Source organism: Pseudomonas sp. Irchel 3E20, from assembly GCF_900187645.1.
GTDB lineage: Bacteria > Pseudomonadota > Gammaproteobacteria > Pseudomonadales > Pseudomonadaceae > Aquipseudomonas.
The window spans coordinates 1-17,190 of record NZ_FYEE01000011.1; the positions used below are offsets into that span (position 1 = coordinate 1).

Genomic DNA, 17,190 nt, shown 5'->3' on the forward strand with positions numbered 1-17,190 from the left:
ACGTGACCTACACCGTCACGCTGACCAACAAAGCCGGCCTGCCGATGGAGAGCCATGGCCCGCTGACGTTCACCCTGAGCGACGGCACCAAAATCTCCGTCAAAGCAGGCGAAACCACCGGTACTGCGGTCGTCCAAACCACCAATGACGTGTTCACTGGCGGCCAACCGTCCCTGGTGAACAAACTGGTTGGGGTTGATGGCGCCGATGACTTCGAGAAACTGACTCTCGATCCGAAAGAGCACACCACCACCGTTACCGATCAGCCAACCGGCGAAGGCGACAAGGTGACTGTTTCGATCACTGGCGATGGTCCGGTCTTCGAAAACCAGGCTCAGAAGTTCACCGTCAGCGTCAGCCAGAAGTTGGATCACGATTTGACCGTGACCCTCAAGAACGGCGCAGTCGTGGTTATCAAGGCTGGCGAGTTGAGCGTTCCGTACGAGCGTGCCGCTCAAGGCGACGACGTCTATAAAGACGGCGAAACCGTGCCCATGGGCATCGACACCGCCACTGTTGACGGCAAATCCTTCGAGAACCTGGTGATCGGCGGTGATGCTTCGGTAGTCGTGAACGACACCGAAACCGAAGTGGTCGCCACCCTGACCGTGGATAAAACCACCGTCACCGAAGGCGGCGACGTGACTTACACCGTCACGCTGACCAACAAAGCTGGCCTGCCGATGGAAAGCCACGGCCCGCTGACGTTCACCCTGAGCGACGGCACCAAAATCTCCGTCAAAGCAGGCGAAACCACCGGTACTGCCGTGGTTCAAACCACCAACGACGTGTTCACTGGTGGCCAACCGTCCCTGGTGAACAAACTCGTCGGTGTTGATGGCGCCGATGACTTCGAGAAACTGACTCTCGATCCAAAAGAACACACCACCACCGTCACCGATCAGCCAACCGGCGAAGGCGACAAGGTGACTGTTTCGATCACTGGCGACGGCCCAGTCTTCGAGAACCAAGCGCAGAAATTCACCGTCAGCGTCAGCCAGAAGTTGGATCACGATTTGACCGTGACCCTCAAGAACGGCGCAGTCGTGATTATCAAGGCTGGCGAGTTGAGCGTTCCTTACGAGCGCGCTGCTCAAGGCGATGACGTCTACAAAGACGGCGAAACCGTGCCGATGGGCATCGATACCGCCACTGTTGACGGCAAATCCTTCGAAAACCTGGTGATCGGCGGTGATGCTTCGGTAGTCGTGAACGACACCGAAACCGAAGTGGTTGCCACCCTGACTGTGGATAAAACCACCGTCACCGAAGGCGGCGACGTGACTTACACCGTCACGCTGACCAACAAAGCCGGCCTGCCGATGGAGAGCCACGGCCCGCTGACCTTCACCCTCAGCGACGGCACCAAAATCTCCGTCAAAGCCGGCGAAACCACCGGTACTGCGGTCGTCCCAACCACCAATGACGTGTTCACTGGCGGCCAACCGTCGCTGGTGAACAAACTGGTTGGGGTTGATGGCGCCGATGACTTCGAGAAACTGACCCTCGATCCGAAAGAACACACCACCACCGTTACCGATCAGCCAACCGGCGAAGGTGACAAGGTGACCGTTTCGATCACTGGCGACGGCCCAGTCTTCGAGAACCAAGCACAGAAATTCACCGTTTCGGTCAGCCAAAAACTCGACCATGACCTCACCGTGACCCTGAAAAACGGCGCAGTCGTGGTTATCAAGGCTGGCGAGTTGAGCGTTCCGTACGAACGTGCTGCTCAAGGCGATGACGTCTACAAAGACGGCGAAACCGTGCCAATGGGCATCGACACCGCCACCGTGGACGGCAAGTCCTTCGAAAACCTGGTGATCGGCGGCGATGCTTCGGTTGTTGTGAACGACACCGAAACCGAAGTGGTCGCCACCCTGACTGTGGATAAAACCACCGTCACCGAAGGCGGCGACGTGACTTACACCGTCACGCTGACCAACAAAGCCGGCCTGCCGATGGAGAGCCACGGCCCGCTGACGTTCACCCTGAGCGACGGCACCAAAATCTCTGTTAAGGCCGGCGAAACCACCGGTACTGCGGTCGTCCAAACCACCAACGACGTGTTCACCGGCGGCCAACCTTCGCTGGTCAACAAACTCGTCGGTGTTGATGGCGCCGATGACTTCGAGAAACTGACCCTCGATCCGAAAGAACACACCACCACCGTTACCGATCAGCCGACCGGCGAAGGTGACAAGGTGACTGTTTCGATCACTGGCGATGGTCCGGTCTTCGAGAACCAAGCACAGAAATTCACCGTTTCGGTCAGCCAAAAACTCGACCATGACCTCACCGTGACCCTGAAAAACGGCGCTGTTGTCGTTATCAAGGCTGGCGAGTTGAGCGTTCCTTACGAGCGCGCTGCTCAAGGCGATGACGTCTACAAAGATGGCGAAACCGTGCCCATGGGCATCGACACCGCCACCGTTGACGGCAAATCTTTCGAAAACCTGGTGATCGGCGGTGATGCTTCGGTAGTCGTGAACGACACCGAAACCGAAGTGGTTGCCACCCTGACTGTGGATAAAACCACCGTCACCGAAGGCGGCGACGTGACCTACACCGTCACGCTGACCAACAAAGCCGGTCTGCCGATGGAGAGCCATGGTCCACTGACCTTCACCCTCAGCGACGGCACCAAAATTAACGTTAAGGCCGGCGAAACCACCGGTACTGCGGTCGTTCAAACCACCAACGACGTGTTCACTGGCGGCCAACCGTCCCTGGTGAACAAACTGGTTGGGGTTGATGGCGCCGATGACTTCGAGAAACTGACTCTCGATCCGAAAGAGCACACCACTACCGTTACCGATCAGCCGACCGGTGAAGGCGACAAGGTGACTGTTTCGATCACTGGCGACGGTCCAGTCTTCGAAAACCAGGCTCAGAAGTTCACCGTCAGCGTCAGCCAGAAGTTGGATCACGATTTGACCGTGACCCTCAAGAACGGCGCAGTCGTGGTTATCAAGGCTGGCGAGTTGAGCGTTCCGTACGAACGTGCTGCTCAAGGCGATGACGTCTACAAAGACGGCGAAACAGTGCCCATGGGCATCGACACCGCCACTGTTGACGGCAAATCCTTCGAAAACCTGGTGATCGGCGGTGATGCCTCGGTTGTTGTGAATGACACCGAAACCGAAGTGGTCGCCACCCTGACCGTGGACAAAACCACCGTCACCGAAGGCGGCGATGTCACCTACACCGTTACCTTGACCAACAAAGCCGGCCTGCCGATGGAGAGCCACGGCCCGCTGACCTTCACCCTGAGCGACGGCACCAAAATCTCCGTCAAAGCAGGCGAAACCACCGGCACTGCGGTCGTCCAAACCACCAATGACGTGTTCACTGGCGGCCAACCGTCCCTGGTGAACAAACTGGTTGGGGTTGATGGCGCCGATGACTTCGAGAAACTGACTCTCGATCCGAAAGAGCACACCACTACCGTTACCGATCAGCCGACCGGTGAAGGCGACAAAGTCACCGTGAGCATCGCGGGCGACGGTCCAGTCTTCGAGAACCAAGCGCAGAAGTTCACCGTCAGCGTCAGCCAGAAGTTGGATCACGATTTGACCGTGACCCTCAAGAACGGCGCAGTTGTGGTCATCAAGGCTGGCGAGTTGAGCGTTCCTTACGAGCGCGCGGCGCAAGGCGACGACGTCTACAAAGACGGCGAAACCGTACCGATGGGCATCCAGACCGCCACCGTTGCCGGCAAGTCCTTCGAAAACCTGGTGATCGGCAACGACACCTCGGTGAAGGTCAACGACACCGAAACCGAAGTCACTGCCAAGCTCACCGTGGACAAGTCCTCGGTAGCCGAAGGTGGCGCAGTCACCTACACCGTGACCCTGACCAACGCCGCCGGCATGCCGATGGCTAACCACGGCCCGCTGGAGTTCAAGCTCACCGACGGCACCATCGTGCGCATCCCGGCCAACGGCACCAGCGGCAGCGCTACTGTCTATGCCAAGGATGACGTGTTCACCGGCGGCCAACAGCCGATGGTCAACAAGCTGGAAACCGTCACTGGTGAGGGCGCGGATCGCTTCGAGAAACTGACCCTCGATCAAGCCACCAAAACCACCACGGTCACTGATGAACCGACCGGCCAGGGTGACAAGGTCACCGTCAGCATCACGGGCGATGGCCCTGTGTTTGAAAACCAGGCACAGAAATTCACCGTCAGCGTCAGCCAGAAACTGGATTACGACCTCACCGTGACCCTGAAAAACGGCGCAGTCGTGGTTATCAAGGCTGGCGAACTGAGCGTTCCTTACGAGCGTGCCGCGCAAGGCGACGACGTCTACAAAGACGGCGAAACCGTGCCGATGGGCATCCAGACCGCCACCGTTGCCGGCAAGTCCTTCGAGAACCTGGTGATCGGCAACGACACCTCGGTGAAGGTTAACGACACCGAAACCGAAGTCACTGCCAAGCTCACCGTGGACAAGTCCTCGGTGGCCGAAGGTGGTGCAGTGACTTACACCGTGACCCTGACCAACGCCGCCGGCATGCCGATGGCTAACCACGGCCCGCTGGAGTTCAAGCTCACCGACGGCACCATCGTGCGTATCCCGGCCAACGGCACCAGCGGCAGCGCTACTGTCTATGCCAAGGATGACGTGTTCACCGGCGGCCAACAGCCGATGGTCAACAAGCTGGAAACCGTCACTGGTGAGGGCGCGGATCGCTTCGAGAAACTGACCCTCGACCAAGCCACCAAAACCACCACGGTCACCGATGAACCGGCCGGCCAGGGTGACCTGGTGACTGTCGGCATCTCCGGCGACACGTCGGTGGTTGAAGGCGGCACCGCCCATTACACCTTGACCCTGAGCGACAAGCCGCTGGCCGATGTCACGGTGACCCTGCGCTACAGCGGCACCGCGATCGATGGCACCGACTTCACCGGTGTGGTGACCGTCAAGATCCCGGCCAACAGCACCAGCGTCGGGTTCAACGTGGCGACCATCGATGACAAGCTCGTCGAGGGTTCCGAGAACTTCAAGGTCACCATCGACTCGGTCAGTGGCGGCAAGTTCGAGAACATCGGCATCGACGCGGGCAAGTCTTTTGTCGATACCGTCATCATCGACAACGACCACGCGCCTGTGGCCGTCGGTGGCCAGGTGACTGGCGTGGAAGACACCACGCTGACGCTCAAGTGGGGTGATTTCCAGGTCAGCGATGTCGATGGCGACAGCCCGCTGAGCATCACCATCACCGACCTGAACAACGCCGCCGGCAAGCTCACGCTCAACGGCGTGGCGGTCAGCGCAGGCCAGACCATCACCCAGGCGGATATCGCCGCGGGCAAGCTCAAGTTCACTCCGTCCGCGAACCAATCGGGTGCCGATGGCTACGGCGGCACCGGCGTGGGCAACAAGCAGGCCGACTACGCGCAGATCAAGTACAAGCCAAACGATGGCTTCAACCTGGGCAACGAAGTGACCCTCAAGGTCGACATCACGCCGCAGGCTGACGCCCCGACGCTGAACATCACCGGCAACAACGTGGCCTCCATCGGCCTGACCAAGGAAGTCTGGACCGGCCTCGCCGGCCTGGGCACCAACGGCAACGGCGCGCCTTCGGACACCCTCAAGTCGGTGATCGACGCCGCGGGTAAACCCAACAGCAGCACCCTGGTGACCAACGTGCAGTCCAGCGCCGATGTGGCGGCGGGCACCGCGTCGAAAACCTCGGGCTTGATCTTCCTGGAAGCGGGCAAGACCTACACCTTCTCCGGCACCGGCGACGACAGCCTGTTGGTGACCATTGGCGGGCAGAAAGTCGCCAGCGCCCTGTGGGGCAACGGCGGCGCGCTGACCGGCGAGTTCAAGCCAACCACCAGCGGCTACTACACCCTGGACGTCTACCACCATAACCAGAGCGGCGCGGGCAGCTATGACGTGAACCTGTCGATCAACGGCAGCACGCCGGTCGACTTGGGCAAGGCCAACCTGCCGATGTACCCGACGGTCACTGACCTGGTGAACGCCGGCGTGTCGGTTTCTGACCTGCACGGTGCCAATGGCGAGGGTTACTACGAGGGCTACAAACTCAACGAAGGCGCGGAAAACGGCCAGGTGAAGATCTCCCCGATCACCACCGCGCTGACCGACACCGACGGCTCCGAAAGCCTGAGTGTGAAAATCAGCGGCTTCCCCAAAGGCATGGTGCTCAGCGATGACGCCGGTCATACCTTCACCGTGGGCGACTCCGGCGAAGCCAACGTCACCGGTTGGAACCTGGGCGGCCTGACCCTGACGCCACCGCCGTACTACAACGGCAAGTTCGACCTGACCGTGACCTCGACCTCCACCGAGTCCCTCGGCGGTTCGGCCGTGAGCACCGGGACGATTCCGGTCACCGTGCACCCGGCGGTGTACAACCCGGTCATCGGCACCACCAACGACGACACCATCCCCGGCACCGATGGCAACGACATCATCGTCGCCGACATCGGTGGCCTGAACGTGGTGCAAGGCAAGAACTACAACATCGCGTTCATCATGGACACCTCGGGCAGCATGGACGACTCCATCGCCGCCGCCAAAACGTCCATGACCAACATGTTCAAGACGTTGCAGGACAGCCTGGGCAGCAGCACCTCGGGGACGGTGAACATCTTCCTGACCACCTTCTCCGACCAGGTCAATTCCAGCATCGCGATCAACCTGAAGGACCCACTGGCCCTGAGCAAACTGGGCGACATCATCAAGGGCATGTACGCCAACGGCGGCACGAACTATGAAGATGCGTTCAAGACCACGGCCAACTTCTTCCAAAGCACCATGGCCAAGGGCAACGCGGGTGCGGAAAACCTGACCTACTTCATCACCGACGGTAAGCCGACGTTCTACCAAACCGGCGAATCGCCCAACCCTATCGTGGCCGACTCCTACAGCGGCACCGATATGCGTCTGGACGACTACCTGAACGTGAACAACTACAAGTTGGGTGACACCGCCTACATCAACCTGGGCGGCACCAACTACGTGCTGGTCACCAGCAGCGGCAAGGTCAACAGCTACTCCCAGGACTGGAGAGGCAACTGGTACAAGGACAGCGGCAACCTGGGCACCATCCGCGCCCAGGGCGATGGCACCTATGAAATCTCGCGCCAGGCAGGCGCGGGCAGCAGCACCGACTACTGGACCGGTCAAGATTCGGCCAGCAGCTTCCTGTTGCTCAAAGGCTTGTCCACCGTCGAGGCGATTGGCCTGAACAACAGCATCAAGCCCGGTGACCTGAGCCCGTTCGACAGCGATAACAAACCGCAAACCAACATCAACCCGAACGACCTGGCCAACGCCATCCTCGGCCACACCGAGGCCACCCTGCCGGGTGCCGACAAGGTCAGTGGCGGCGATGGCAATGACATCATCTTCGGCGACCTGGTGAGCTTCGGCGGCATCTCCGGCGAGGGTTACCAGGCGATGCAGGCGTATGTCGCGCAGAAGTCCGGGGTGGACGTCAGCAAAGTCAGCGCCAGCAATGTGCACCAGTACGTCACCGAGCATTACAACGAGTTCGACGTCTCTGGCGCCCATGACGGCGCAGACAACCTGCTGGGTGGTGCCGGCAACGACATCCTGTTCGGCCAGGGCGGCAACGACTACCTGGACGGTGGCAAAGGCAACGACATCCTGCTCGGCGGCACGGGCAACGACACACTGATCGGCGGCCAGGGCAATGACATCCTGATCGGCGGTTCGGGTGCCGATACCTTCGTCTGGCGCGCGGGTGACACCGGCAACGATGTCATCAAGGACTTCAAGGCCGGTGAAGGTGACCGTATCGACCTGCGCGACCTGTTGCAGGGCGAAAGCGGCAGCACCATCGACAACTTCCTCAAGATCACCACCGTGGAAGGCGTCTCCACCCTGCAGGTCAGTTCCGAAGGCAAGCTCAATGATGCCGGCGGCATGGCCAACGCGGATGTGACGATCAAACTGGAAGGCAACAACTGGTCTAACGTGAACCTCAACTCACTGATTTCCGGTAACGACCCGACCATCAAGATCGACCACAACAACAACTGATCGAGCCCCTGCGGCCGCCCACCCGGGCGGTCGCCGGCTTCGCTCGCCGCGTCACGTCCGTGACGATCGGCGCTTTGCACCGCATACTCGCGTCCAGTTGGCCTATGCTGCTGACAGCACGACGCTGGTCCATACATGAGGGATGCTCAATGTTCTACGTGCAACGCGATGCTCAAGGGCAGTTGATCCGCGTGGAAGCCACCGCCTATGCCGAGGCGACGGAAACCCTGCCGGCCGACAACCACGAAATCCAGGACTGGTACGCCAACGAAGCCGTGGAAGTCAGCCTCAAGCAACTCAAACAGAGCGACCTGGACATGATCCGGGTACTCGACGACTTGATTCAGGTGCTGACCAGCAAGGGGGTGATTCGCGTCACCGACCTGCCGCCGGCGGCGCAGGCCAAATTGATGGACCGCACCCAGGCGCGGGAAGCCTTGGGTGGCCTGGGTGGCCTGATTAATGACGATGAAGCCGGGCTGATCTGACGGCCGCTACTGCATTGCAACACAACCCCTGTGGGAGCGAGCCTGCTCGCGATGCCTGTATCACCGCCAAACGTGGCGGGCCGATACACCGCTATCGCGAGCAGGCTCGCTCCCACTGTTTTTTGCGCGTTACAAACTGATCGCCGTCGCCTCGAACCGCACACGCGGATGGGCGATGCGGTCCTGGGCGCGTACCAGCTCCAGCTCATAGCTGGCGCAGGCCTGGGTTTCCAGCAGCACTTCATGCACCGCCGCCGCGGTGAACTCGAACGCCGCCAGCAAGCTGTCGCCCAGCAGCACCCGGGCGAGGAACAGCCCGGAGGTCAAATCCCCCACCCCCACCGGTTGGCGCGGAAACGCCAGCAGCGGCCGGCGCAGGTGCCAGTTGCCGTCGGCCGTCACCAGCAGCATTTCAAAACCGTCCGCGACCTTGCCCGGATAATCCAGATGCTTGACCAGCACCGCTTTAGGCCCGCGCGCCAACAGCGAGCGCGCCATCGCCAGGCAATCGAACAACGACTGCGGCTTGCGCCCGCAAAAGCTGTCCAGCTCCAGTTGGTTGGGGCACAGAAAATCGGCCATGGCCACCGCCTCTTCCAAGAGGAAATCGCTGACCTCGGCGGGCACGATGCAGCCCTTTTCCGGGTGGCCCATCACCGGGTCGCACAGGTACAACGCCTTGGGGTTGATCGCCTTGATCCGCGCCACGCCCGTGAGGATCGCCCGCCCCTGGGCCGCACTGCCCAGGTAGCCCGACAGCACTGCGTCGCAATGGCCCAATTCGCCAATGGCGGCGATGCCCTCCACCAGCGCGGGGATCTGCTGCGGCGCCAAAACTTCGCCCGCCCACTGGCCGTATTGGGTGTGGTTGGAGAACTGCACGGTGTTGAGCGGCCAGACATTCACCCCAACCCGCTGCATCGGGAACACCGCGGCACTGTTGCCGGCGTGGCCGAAGACTACGTGGGACTGGATAGCGAGCAAATGGGGCGTACGTTTCATGGGTAACTTCCGTAAACCGGTGACATTCAAGCCGCGCAGTATGCGACTAAACACAGCCTGTACGACAGAGCGCGCAGGCAGTTAAGCTGGCGGCAACTTGTTGGAGCGAACCACATGCTGACCCTGGGAAATATCTTCGTGCTGATGCTGCTGGCCACCGGCGGCGCCTGGCTGTGGCACAACCACGGCTTGCGCGAGCGCGCACTGGAGCGGGTCAAGCAGCATTGCGCCAAGCTCGACATCGAGCTGCTGGACGGCAACGTCGCCCTCAAGCGCATCGGCATCGTCAAGGACGCCAATGGCCGGCGGCGCCTGGCGCGCATCTACACCTTCGAGTTCACCGTCACCGGTGAAGCCCGCCACAACGGCACCATCACCCAATTTGGCGCCCACAGCGCGCACATCGAACTGGCGCCCTACCCGATCGTGGTCAAGGAACCGCCGCCGCCCAGCGCCGACGTCATCGAACTGAGCCAGTGGCGCCAGGAACACACCAAGTGGCGCCAGTGACTCAAGGCGCCAGCAGCCCCAGGGCCTTGAGGCTGGCCTTGCCCACCGCCACACGCTTGGGCGCGTCGGCCATGCCGTTGGGCATGTCGATGTTCAGCGCAAAGCTGTAGACCTTGCCGCCCTGCTCCACCCAGCCCACCCACCAGCCCAGGCCTGGCGTGTAGCGGGTGTTCCACCCGGTCTTGCCGTACAGCGTCCAACCCGGGCCTTTTTCCAACTCAGTGATTTCACGCACGCTGGCCTGCGCCTCGGCCGGGAACGGCAATTGCCCCTGGGCCAACGCCGCCAAAAAGCGCGCCTGCTCCACGGCGCTGATCTGCAGCGGCCCATCGAGCCAAAAGGTGTCGACGCGGGTGCCAACCTCACCATTGCCATACCCCAATGCCCGCACACCCGCCTGCATGCGCGCCAGGCCTATGCGCCGGGCCAGTTCCTTGTACACCGCCAGGTTGGAGATTTTGATGGCCTCGCGCAGGCCCATGTCCTGCTCCCAACTCTTGATGAATTGCGGCTGGCCGCCGTAGGGCAGCACCTCGTCAACACTGCTCACCGCGCCGCTGGCCAGGCCGATCAGGCTGTTGGGGATCTTGAAGGTCGAGGCCGGGTAATACCGCGTGGCGGCGCGCTCGGCATCGACGCCGGTGAAGGTGGCGGCGCTGACGTCGTACAGCACGAACGTGCCCTTGACCTTGGCCGCCGCGAAAATCCCCGCCACTGCCGGGCTGGATTTGAACTCCAGCGCCTGCACGGACGTGGTGAACAACGCGGCAAGGATCAACAGCCCGCTTGCTACAAAAGACTTCGCCATGGGCAATCCTCAAAAATACGCAGAGGCGCACCTTACTCCAACCCTGACGGGCGCTTAAAGCGGACCTAGCCGAATGGCCACCAGGGCACGAGTCAGCGCGACCGTATCTTGCTCCCGATCGAAAATCAGCTCGATGCGCGAGTCCTGGCGCCATTCGCTGGGCTGCCATGCCAGGTTTTCGCGGTCTAGTGCATTGGCCGACCTCCACCCCTGCGGGCTGTGGACAATCAACTTGGCCCGCCGCCACGCAAGCCCCGCCAACCAGGCGTCCAGCCCAGCGCAGTCAAATACCTGGCTCGGGTGCCAGCGCCAGCCAATGCTCCAGCCACCCTCCTGTTGCTGGCTGAGGCAGATCGGCACGTCCACCGCGCGCCAGATCGCCGGGAGCTGCGCCAGCCCTTGGGGCACCGCGAAATGTGCCAGGGGCGCGCCCGCTGTCGCCTGCCCACCGGGAAGCTCACTCAAGGCCAACGCCGCTTGGCGCGTCCAGCGCAGCGGTACAGAGGGCAATTGGCTGGCAATGCGCTGGCGATCAGCCTCCAGCAAGCCTTCGTCCTTGTTCAACACCAGCAACCCAGCGCTGCCCAGCGCTTGTTGCTGGGCGTCGGGCAGGGGTTTGCCGCGGGCCAACGCCTGGGCATCGAGCACCAGCACGCACGGCTGCACCGCCAACACGCCCTGCCACGGCGCCTCACGCAACTGGCGCAACAACTGCGCTGGGTGGCCCAGGCCCGAAGGCTCGATAAACAAGCGGTCCGGCCGTGCCTTACGCAGCAAGCGGCCCAGCCCCACCTGGAACGGCGCCCCGTTCACACAGCACAAACAGCCCCCGGCGACTTCCCCCAGGGCCACGCCATCCTCATCCCGGGTCAGCAGGGCCGCGTCCAGGCCGATCTGGCCAAACTCGTTGATGAGCACCGCCCAGCGTTCATGGGCCGGGCGCTGGGCCATCAAGTGCCGGATCAGGCTGGTTTTGCCGGCACCCAAAGGCCCGGCAATCACGTGGGTGGGAATGTTCTGCAGCATGGCGTGCAACTGTCTGCGCAAGGGGAAGGGAGCCGATGCTACGCCCATCACGCCTCAGGCGTCGAACCAGGGGCCAAAGGGGTCGGCCAGTGACCGCCACCCCTCAACGCCCAGGGCCATTTCAGCGTCATTGAGCAGGCAGTCATCCAACTCGGCATTGAGCCGGGCAAAATCGATGTGCTGGCCGATAAACACCAACTCCTGGCGGCAATCGCCGGTTTCGGGCAACCAATTGGTCATGATCGCCGCCGTGCTTTCGGCGTCCTCGGGCCACTGCTCGCGCGGTACAAAACGCCACCAGCTACCGGCAAAGCCATGGCGCATCAAACCGCCAGCCTGGGACCAACTCGCCGCATCCTCGGGCTTGCTGGCCAGCCAGAAGAACCCCTTGGAGCGCAGCAATTTGCCATTGAGCCAGGGGCCCTCGATCAAGTCGTAGAAGCGCTGCGGATGGAACGGCCGCCGCGCCCGATAAACGCTGGAGGCAATGCCGTACTCCTCGGTTTCCGGCACGTGCTCGCCGCGCAGCTCCTTGAGCCACCCCGGCGCCAGGGCCGCGCGCTCAAAATCGAAACGCCCGGTGTCGAGGATTTTCCCCAACGCTACCGCGCCCATGACCATGGGCAGAATCTCGGCGTGGGTGTTGAGCCGGCGCAAAATCGCCAGCAGTTCCTCACGCTCATTCTGGCCAATCAGGTCGATCTTGCTGATGAGGATCACATCGGCGAACTCGACCTGCTCGATCAGCAGGTCGGTGATGGAGCGTTCGTCATCTTCCCCCAGGGTTTCACCTCGGGAGGCGAGGCTGTCGGCGGCCTGGTAGTCCAGCAGGAAATTCAGGCCATCGACCACCGTAACCATGGTGTCCAGGCGCGCCAGATCCGCCAGGCTCTGGCCCTGTTCGTCGCGGAACGTGAAGGTTTCCGCCACCGGCAGCGGCTCGGCGATGCCGGTGGATTCGATCAATAAATAATCAAACCGCCCCTCGCGGGCCAGTTTGCTGACCTCTTCGAGCAGGTCTTCACGCAGGGTGCAGCAAATGCAGCCGTTGCTCATCTCTACGAGTTTTTCTTCGGCGCGGTTCAGGCTGACATCGCGCTGGACTTCGCTGCCATCGATGTTGATCTCGCTCATATCGTTGACGATCACCGCCACCCGCAGGTTGTCGCGGTTGCGCAGCACATGGTTGAGCAGCGTGCTCTTGCCGGCGCCGAGAAAGCCGGACAGCACGGTAACGGGGAGGCGGTGGGGCATGGGGTGTTCCTCATCGGGGCGGCCGGTCGGCGTACAGGGATGACACGTGCGCGGCGCAGGGAAGGCTAAACGTTACTTCATAACAGTAAGAAATTTTCCACCGAATGGAAAGTTATAATGTAACATTCAAAAATTCCCGCCACGACGGACCTCCCCCCATGAACGCGCTGACTCTGCCGGATATCGCCGCGCAGGCCTCACGCCAAGCCTTGCCACTGGACTGGGTAGGCATGTGCGGCATTGCCCTTCCCGTGGTGTTCGATGGCCAGCGCATCAGCGCCAGGGCCGACGCGGGCGTGAGCCTGGACGACGGCCAAGCGCGAGGCATTCACATGTCGCGCCTGTACCTGGCCCTGGAAATGCTCGAACAGCAAACCCTTTCCCCCGCGCTGTTGCGTGAAGTTTTGCAGCGGTTTCTCGATAGCCACACCGGTTTATCCAACGCCGCGTCTTTGCGCATTCACCTCGATTTACTGCTTAAACGGCCCGCACTGGTCAGCCCCTTGGCCGGTTGGAAAACCTACCCGGTGGTCATCGAAGCGCGGCTAGAAAACGCAATGTTCCACGTGGAACTAAAAATCGACGTGGTCTACTCCTCCACTTGCCCCTGTTCGGCGGCGTTGTCGCGGCAGTTGATCCAGCAGCAGTTCGTCGACGACTTCGCGCAAAAGCCCCTGCACCACGCCGATGTTCTCGCGTGGCTCGGCTCCACCCAGGGCATTCTCGCCACGCCCCACAGCCAGCGCAGCACCGCCCGTTTGCACCTGCGCCTGGGCGATTACCTCGACGGCCTGCCGCTGATCGCCCTTATCAACGACGCCGAAGCCGCCCTCGGCACCGCGGTGCAAACCGCAGTGAAACGCGCCGACGAGCAAGCCTTCGCCCTGGCCAACGGGCAAAACCTGATGTTCTGCGAAGACGCCGCGCGGCGCCTGCACCTGGCGCTGAAGCGCTCGCCCGGGGTCAACGGTTTTCGCCTGCGGGTAACCCACGCCGAAAGCCTGCACGCCCACGACGCCGTGGCCGAAAGCCGCTGGAATTGGGGGGCGGCATGATCCGCAAAAACCCGTCCGGCGATTTGCCGGTGATTGCCGAATCCGCCTACGTGGACAAGACCGCGATCATCTGCGGCAAAGTGGTGATCGGCGAAAACGTCTTCGTCGGCCCCTACGCCGTGATCCGCGCCGACGAAGTGGACGCCCAAGGCGCCATGGACCCGATCACCATCGGCGCCAACTCCAACATCCAGGACGGCGTGGTGATCCACTCTAAATCCGGCGCGGCGGTGACCATCGGCCAGTTCACCTCTATCGCCCACCGCTCCATCGTTCACGGCCCGTGCTCGGTGGGCGACCGGGTGTTCATCGGTTTCAACAGCGTGCTGTTCAACTGCGCCGTGGCCGACGGCTGCGTGGTGCGGCACAACTCGGTGGTCGATGGCCGCGACCTGCCACCGGACTTCTACGTGCCCTCCACCACCCGCATCGGGCCCAATACCGACCTCTCGCAGTTCGCACCGGTCAGCGTCAGCGCCTCGGAGTTCTCCGAAGACGTGGCGCGCACCAACGTCGATCTGGTGCGCGGCTACAAAGCCCTGCAGAACGAGTTTTGACCATGGCCAGCGTGCTGATCCGCAACGCCAGGTTGGTCAACGAGGGCTGCGAATTCGACGCCGACTTGTGGGTGGATCACGGCCGCATCGTGAAAATCGCCCGCAGCATCAGCGGCGCAAACGCCCAGGTAGAAATCGACGCCCAGGGCCAATGGCTGCTACCGGGGATGATCGACGACCAGGTGCACTTTCGCGAACCGGGCGCGCCCGACAAAGGCAGCTTCTACAGCGAGTCGCGGGCCGCCGTGGCCGGGGGCATCACCAGCTACATGGACATGCCCAACACCGCGCCCGCCACCCTGAGCCTGGCCGCCCTGGACGACAAAAAGCGCCGCGCCGCCCTGCACTCGGTGGCCAACTACGGTTTCCACTTTGGTGTCAGCCACGACAACCTCGACACCGTGGCCGCCCTCGACCCGTGCACGGTGGCCGGGGTGAAGGTGTTCATGGGCGCCTCCACCGGGCAGATGCTGGTGGACGACCCACAAGTGCTGGAGCGCCTATTCGCCAACGTGCCCACTGTGCTGCTGGCCCACTGCGAGCACACGCCGAGCATCCAGGCCAACGAGGCGAACCTGCGGGCGCTGTTCGGCGAGCGCATCCCCGCCGCCGCGCACCCGTTGGTCCGCAACGCTGAGGCGTGCTTTCGCTCCTCGTCCCTGGCGGTGGACCTGGCCAAGCGCCACGGCACCCGGTTGCACGTGCTGCACCTGACCACCGCCCGCGAGCTGGCGCTGTTCGAGGACAAACCCCTGGCCCACAAACGCATCACCGCGGAGGTGTGCCTGCACCATTTGCTGTTCGACGACCGCGACTACCCGCGCCTGGGCAACCTCATCAAATGCAACCCAGCGATCAAAAGCCTCGCCGACCGCGATGCCCTGCGCCAGGCACTGCTCAGTGATCGCCTCGATGTGATCGGCAGCGACCACGCGCCCCACACTTGGGCGCAGAAGCAACTACCCTATTTTGATGCGCCGGCCGGGCTACCCTTGGTACAACACGCCCTGCCCGCGCTGCTGGAATTGGTGGCCGATGGCCTGTTGCCGCTGACCACACTCGTCGCCAAAACCAGCCACCGCGTGGCGGATCTGTTCCGGATTCCCGATCGCGGTTACCTGCGTGAAGGCTACTGGGCCGACCTGGTACTGATCCGGGCCGAGCCCACACCCGTGGCGGTGGCCGACCAGCCGATCCTTGCCCAGTGCGGCTGGACGCCTTTCGCCGGGCGAACGTTTCGCCATCGCGTGGCCACCACGCTGGTAAGCGGGCAAATTGCCTGGCATGACAACCGAATCCATGACGGCTGTCAGGGTTTGCCTTTGCGGTTCATGGGTTAAATCCGTTCTACCGACCACCGTTACCGAGCGCCTTAGACCATGATCCGCATCACCCTGCCAGACGGCTCCTTGTGTGAATACGATCAGCCCCTTTCCGTGTTTGAGGTGGCGGCCAGCATCAGCCTGCCCCTGGCCCGCGCAGCGGTGGCCGGGCGGGTGGACGGCGTGCAAGTGCACAGTGCATTCATGATCGAGGGCGACGCCCGCGTCAGCATCATCACCCCACGCGAGCCCGAGGGGCTGGAGATCCTGCGCCACTCCTGCGCGCTGCTGCTGGCCATGGCCGTCAAGCAGCTGTACCCGCACGCACGCTTGCGTGCCGGGGCGGTGCTGGGGGATGGGTTTTCCTATGAATTCGCCTGCGACCAGGCCCTGGACGACGCCGCGCTGACCGCCCTGCAAGCGCGCATGCAGGCCCTGGCGGCCACCAACCACGCCTTTCGCCGCGAACCGACAAGCCGCGAGCAGGCCTTGGCGTTGTTCCGCCAGCGCCGTGAGCCGTACTTCGTGGAGCAACTGCACGCCCTGGCGGATGACGCACAGGTGACGCTGTATCGGCTCGTCGATTTCATCGCCCCCCACCCCGGCCCGCTGATTCCATCGAGTACGATCCTGCAAGCCTTCAGCCTCACCCACCTGCGCAGCCTGCATTCGGCCAGCGGCGTACTGCACCGCATCTACGGCACTTGCTGGCCGTCGCCGGCGGAACTGCACACCTGGAGCCGCCCGCCGCTAGCCGTGGTGCTGAGCATCAACGAGGACCAAGCCGAGTACGCCCAAGGGATAGTCGAGGCCCTGCGCCGCGCCGGCATCCAGGCCAAGGGCGACCTGCGCGACGAGAACATCAGCCACAAACTGCGCGAACACCGTGCCCTGCACGTGCCCTACCTGCTGGTGGTGGGCGAAAAGGAGCAGAGCGCCGGGTTCGTCAGCGTGCGCAGCCACGAGGGCGAAGATTTGGGGCGCATGAGTGTGGAGGGCTTTGTGCAGCGGCTCGCAGGCGGGGGCGGCCGCGCGCGAGTGTGCGGCGCGCCTGAACCGCTGTGTCGCGCGGAGGATTTTTAGGGCTGCTGCGCAACCCCGGCAGCCCCACGGCGGC

The 17,190-nt window shown here is 62.6% G+C and carries 11 protein-coding genes; 7 read left to right on the plus strand and 4 right to left on the minus strand.

Going from position 1 to position 17,190, the window contains the following annotated elements:
- Positions 1-2: 2 nt before the first annotated feature.
- Together CKW13_RS18575 and CKW13_RS18580 are read left to right on the plus strand one after the other, a co-directional pair.
- Positions 3-8,051 (plus strand): immunoglobulin-like domain-containing protein, encoded by an 8,049-nt coding sequence (locus CKW13_RS18575; RefSeq protein WP_371856244.1) that lies wholly within the window; start codon positions 3-5, stop codon positions 8,049-8,051.
- Positions 8,052-8,200: 149 nt separating this feature from the next.
- Positions 8,201-8,539, plus strand: a complete 339-nt coding sequence (locus tag CKW13_RS18580; protein ID WP_095110086.1) for a tryptophan synthase subunit beta — start codon at positions 8,201-8,203, stop codon at positions 8,537-8,539.
- 129 nt (positions 8,540-8,668) lie between these two features.
- Here CKW13_RS18580 and pdxY read toward each other — a convergent pair whose 3' ends face one another.
- Positions 8,669-9,541, minus strand: coding sequence for a pyridoxal kinase PdxY (pdxY, locus tag CKW13_RS18585; RefSeq protein ID WP_095110088.1), 873 nt, complete (start codon positions 9,539-9,541; stop codon positions 8,669-8,671).
- Between the two features lie 114 nt (positions 9,542-9,655).
- On the opposite strand from pdxY, the gene CKW13_RS18590 reads away from it, so the two are divergent.
- Entirely contained in the window at positions 9,656-10,051 is a 396-nt protein-coding gene (locus tag CKW13_RS18590; RefSeq protein ID WP_095110090.1) for a DUF3301 domain-containing protein, read from the plus strand.
- 1 nt (position 10,052) lies between these two features.
- On the opposite strand, the gene blaOXA is transcribed toward CKW13_RS18590, so the two are convergent.
- The 3 genes from blaOXA to zigA are packed head-to-tail and all read right to left on the minus strand — an operon-like array spanning position 10,053 to position 13,139.
- Positions 10,053-10,859: a class D beta-lactamase gene (gene blaOXA, locus CKW13_RS18595; RefSeq protein WP_095110092.1), complete on the minus strand. Its 807-nt coding sequence runs from the start codon at positions 10,857-10,859 to the stop codon at positions 10,053-10,055.
- Positions 10,860-10,913: 54 nt separating this feature from the next.
- Entirely contained in the window at positions 10,914-11,885 is a 972-nt protein-coding gene (locus CKW13_RS18600; RefSeq protein WP_095110358.1) for a CobW-like GTP-binding protein, read from the minus strand.
- A 54-nt stretch (positions 11,886-11,939) separates the two neighbouring features.
- Positions 11,940-13,139 (minus strand): zinc metallochaperone GTPase ZigA, encoded by a 1,200-nt coding sequence (gene zigA, locus CKW13_RS18605; protein ID WP_095110094.1) that lies wholly within the window; start codon positions 13,137-13,139, stop codon positions 11,940-11,942.
- Positions 13,140-13,297: 158 nt separating this feature from the next.
- Between zigA and folE2 the strand changes: the two genes are divergently transcribed.
- The 4 genes from folE2 to CKW13_RS18625 are packed head-to-tail and all read left to right on the plus strand — an operon-like array spanning position 13,298 to position 17,156.
- A complete protein-coding gene (gene folE2 / locus CKW13_RS18610; protein WP_095110096.1) occupies positions 13,298-14,194 on the plus strand; it encodes a GTP cyclohydrolase FolE2 in 897 nt (298 codons plus the stop codon).
- Positions 14,191-14,751, plus strand: a complete 561-nt coding sequence (locus CKW13_RS18615) for a carbonate dehydratase (RefSeq protein ID WP_095110098.1) — start codon at positions 14,191-14,193, stop codon at positions 14,749-14,751. The genes folE2 and CKW13_RS18615 overlap by 4 nt, the downstream gene beginning before the upstream one ends.
- A gap of 2 nt (positions 14,752-14,753) precedes the next feature.
- Positions 14,754-16,091, plus strand: coding sequence for a dihydroorotase (locus CKW13_RS18620; RefSeq protein ID WP_095110100.1), 1,338 nt, complete (start codon positions 14,754-14,756; stop codon positions 16,089-16,091).
- 39 nt (positions 16,092-16,130) lie between these two features.
- Positions 16,131-17,156 (plus strand): His/Gly/Thr/Pro-type tRNA ligase C-terminal domain-containing protein, encoded by a 1,026-nt coding sequence (locus CKW13_RS18625; protein ID WP_095110101.1) that lies wholly within the window; start codon positions 16,131-16,133, stop codon positions 17,154-17,156.
- Positions 17,157-17,190: the final 34 nt, after the last annotated feature.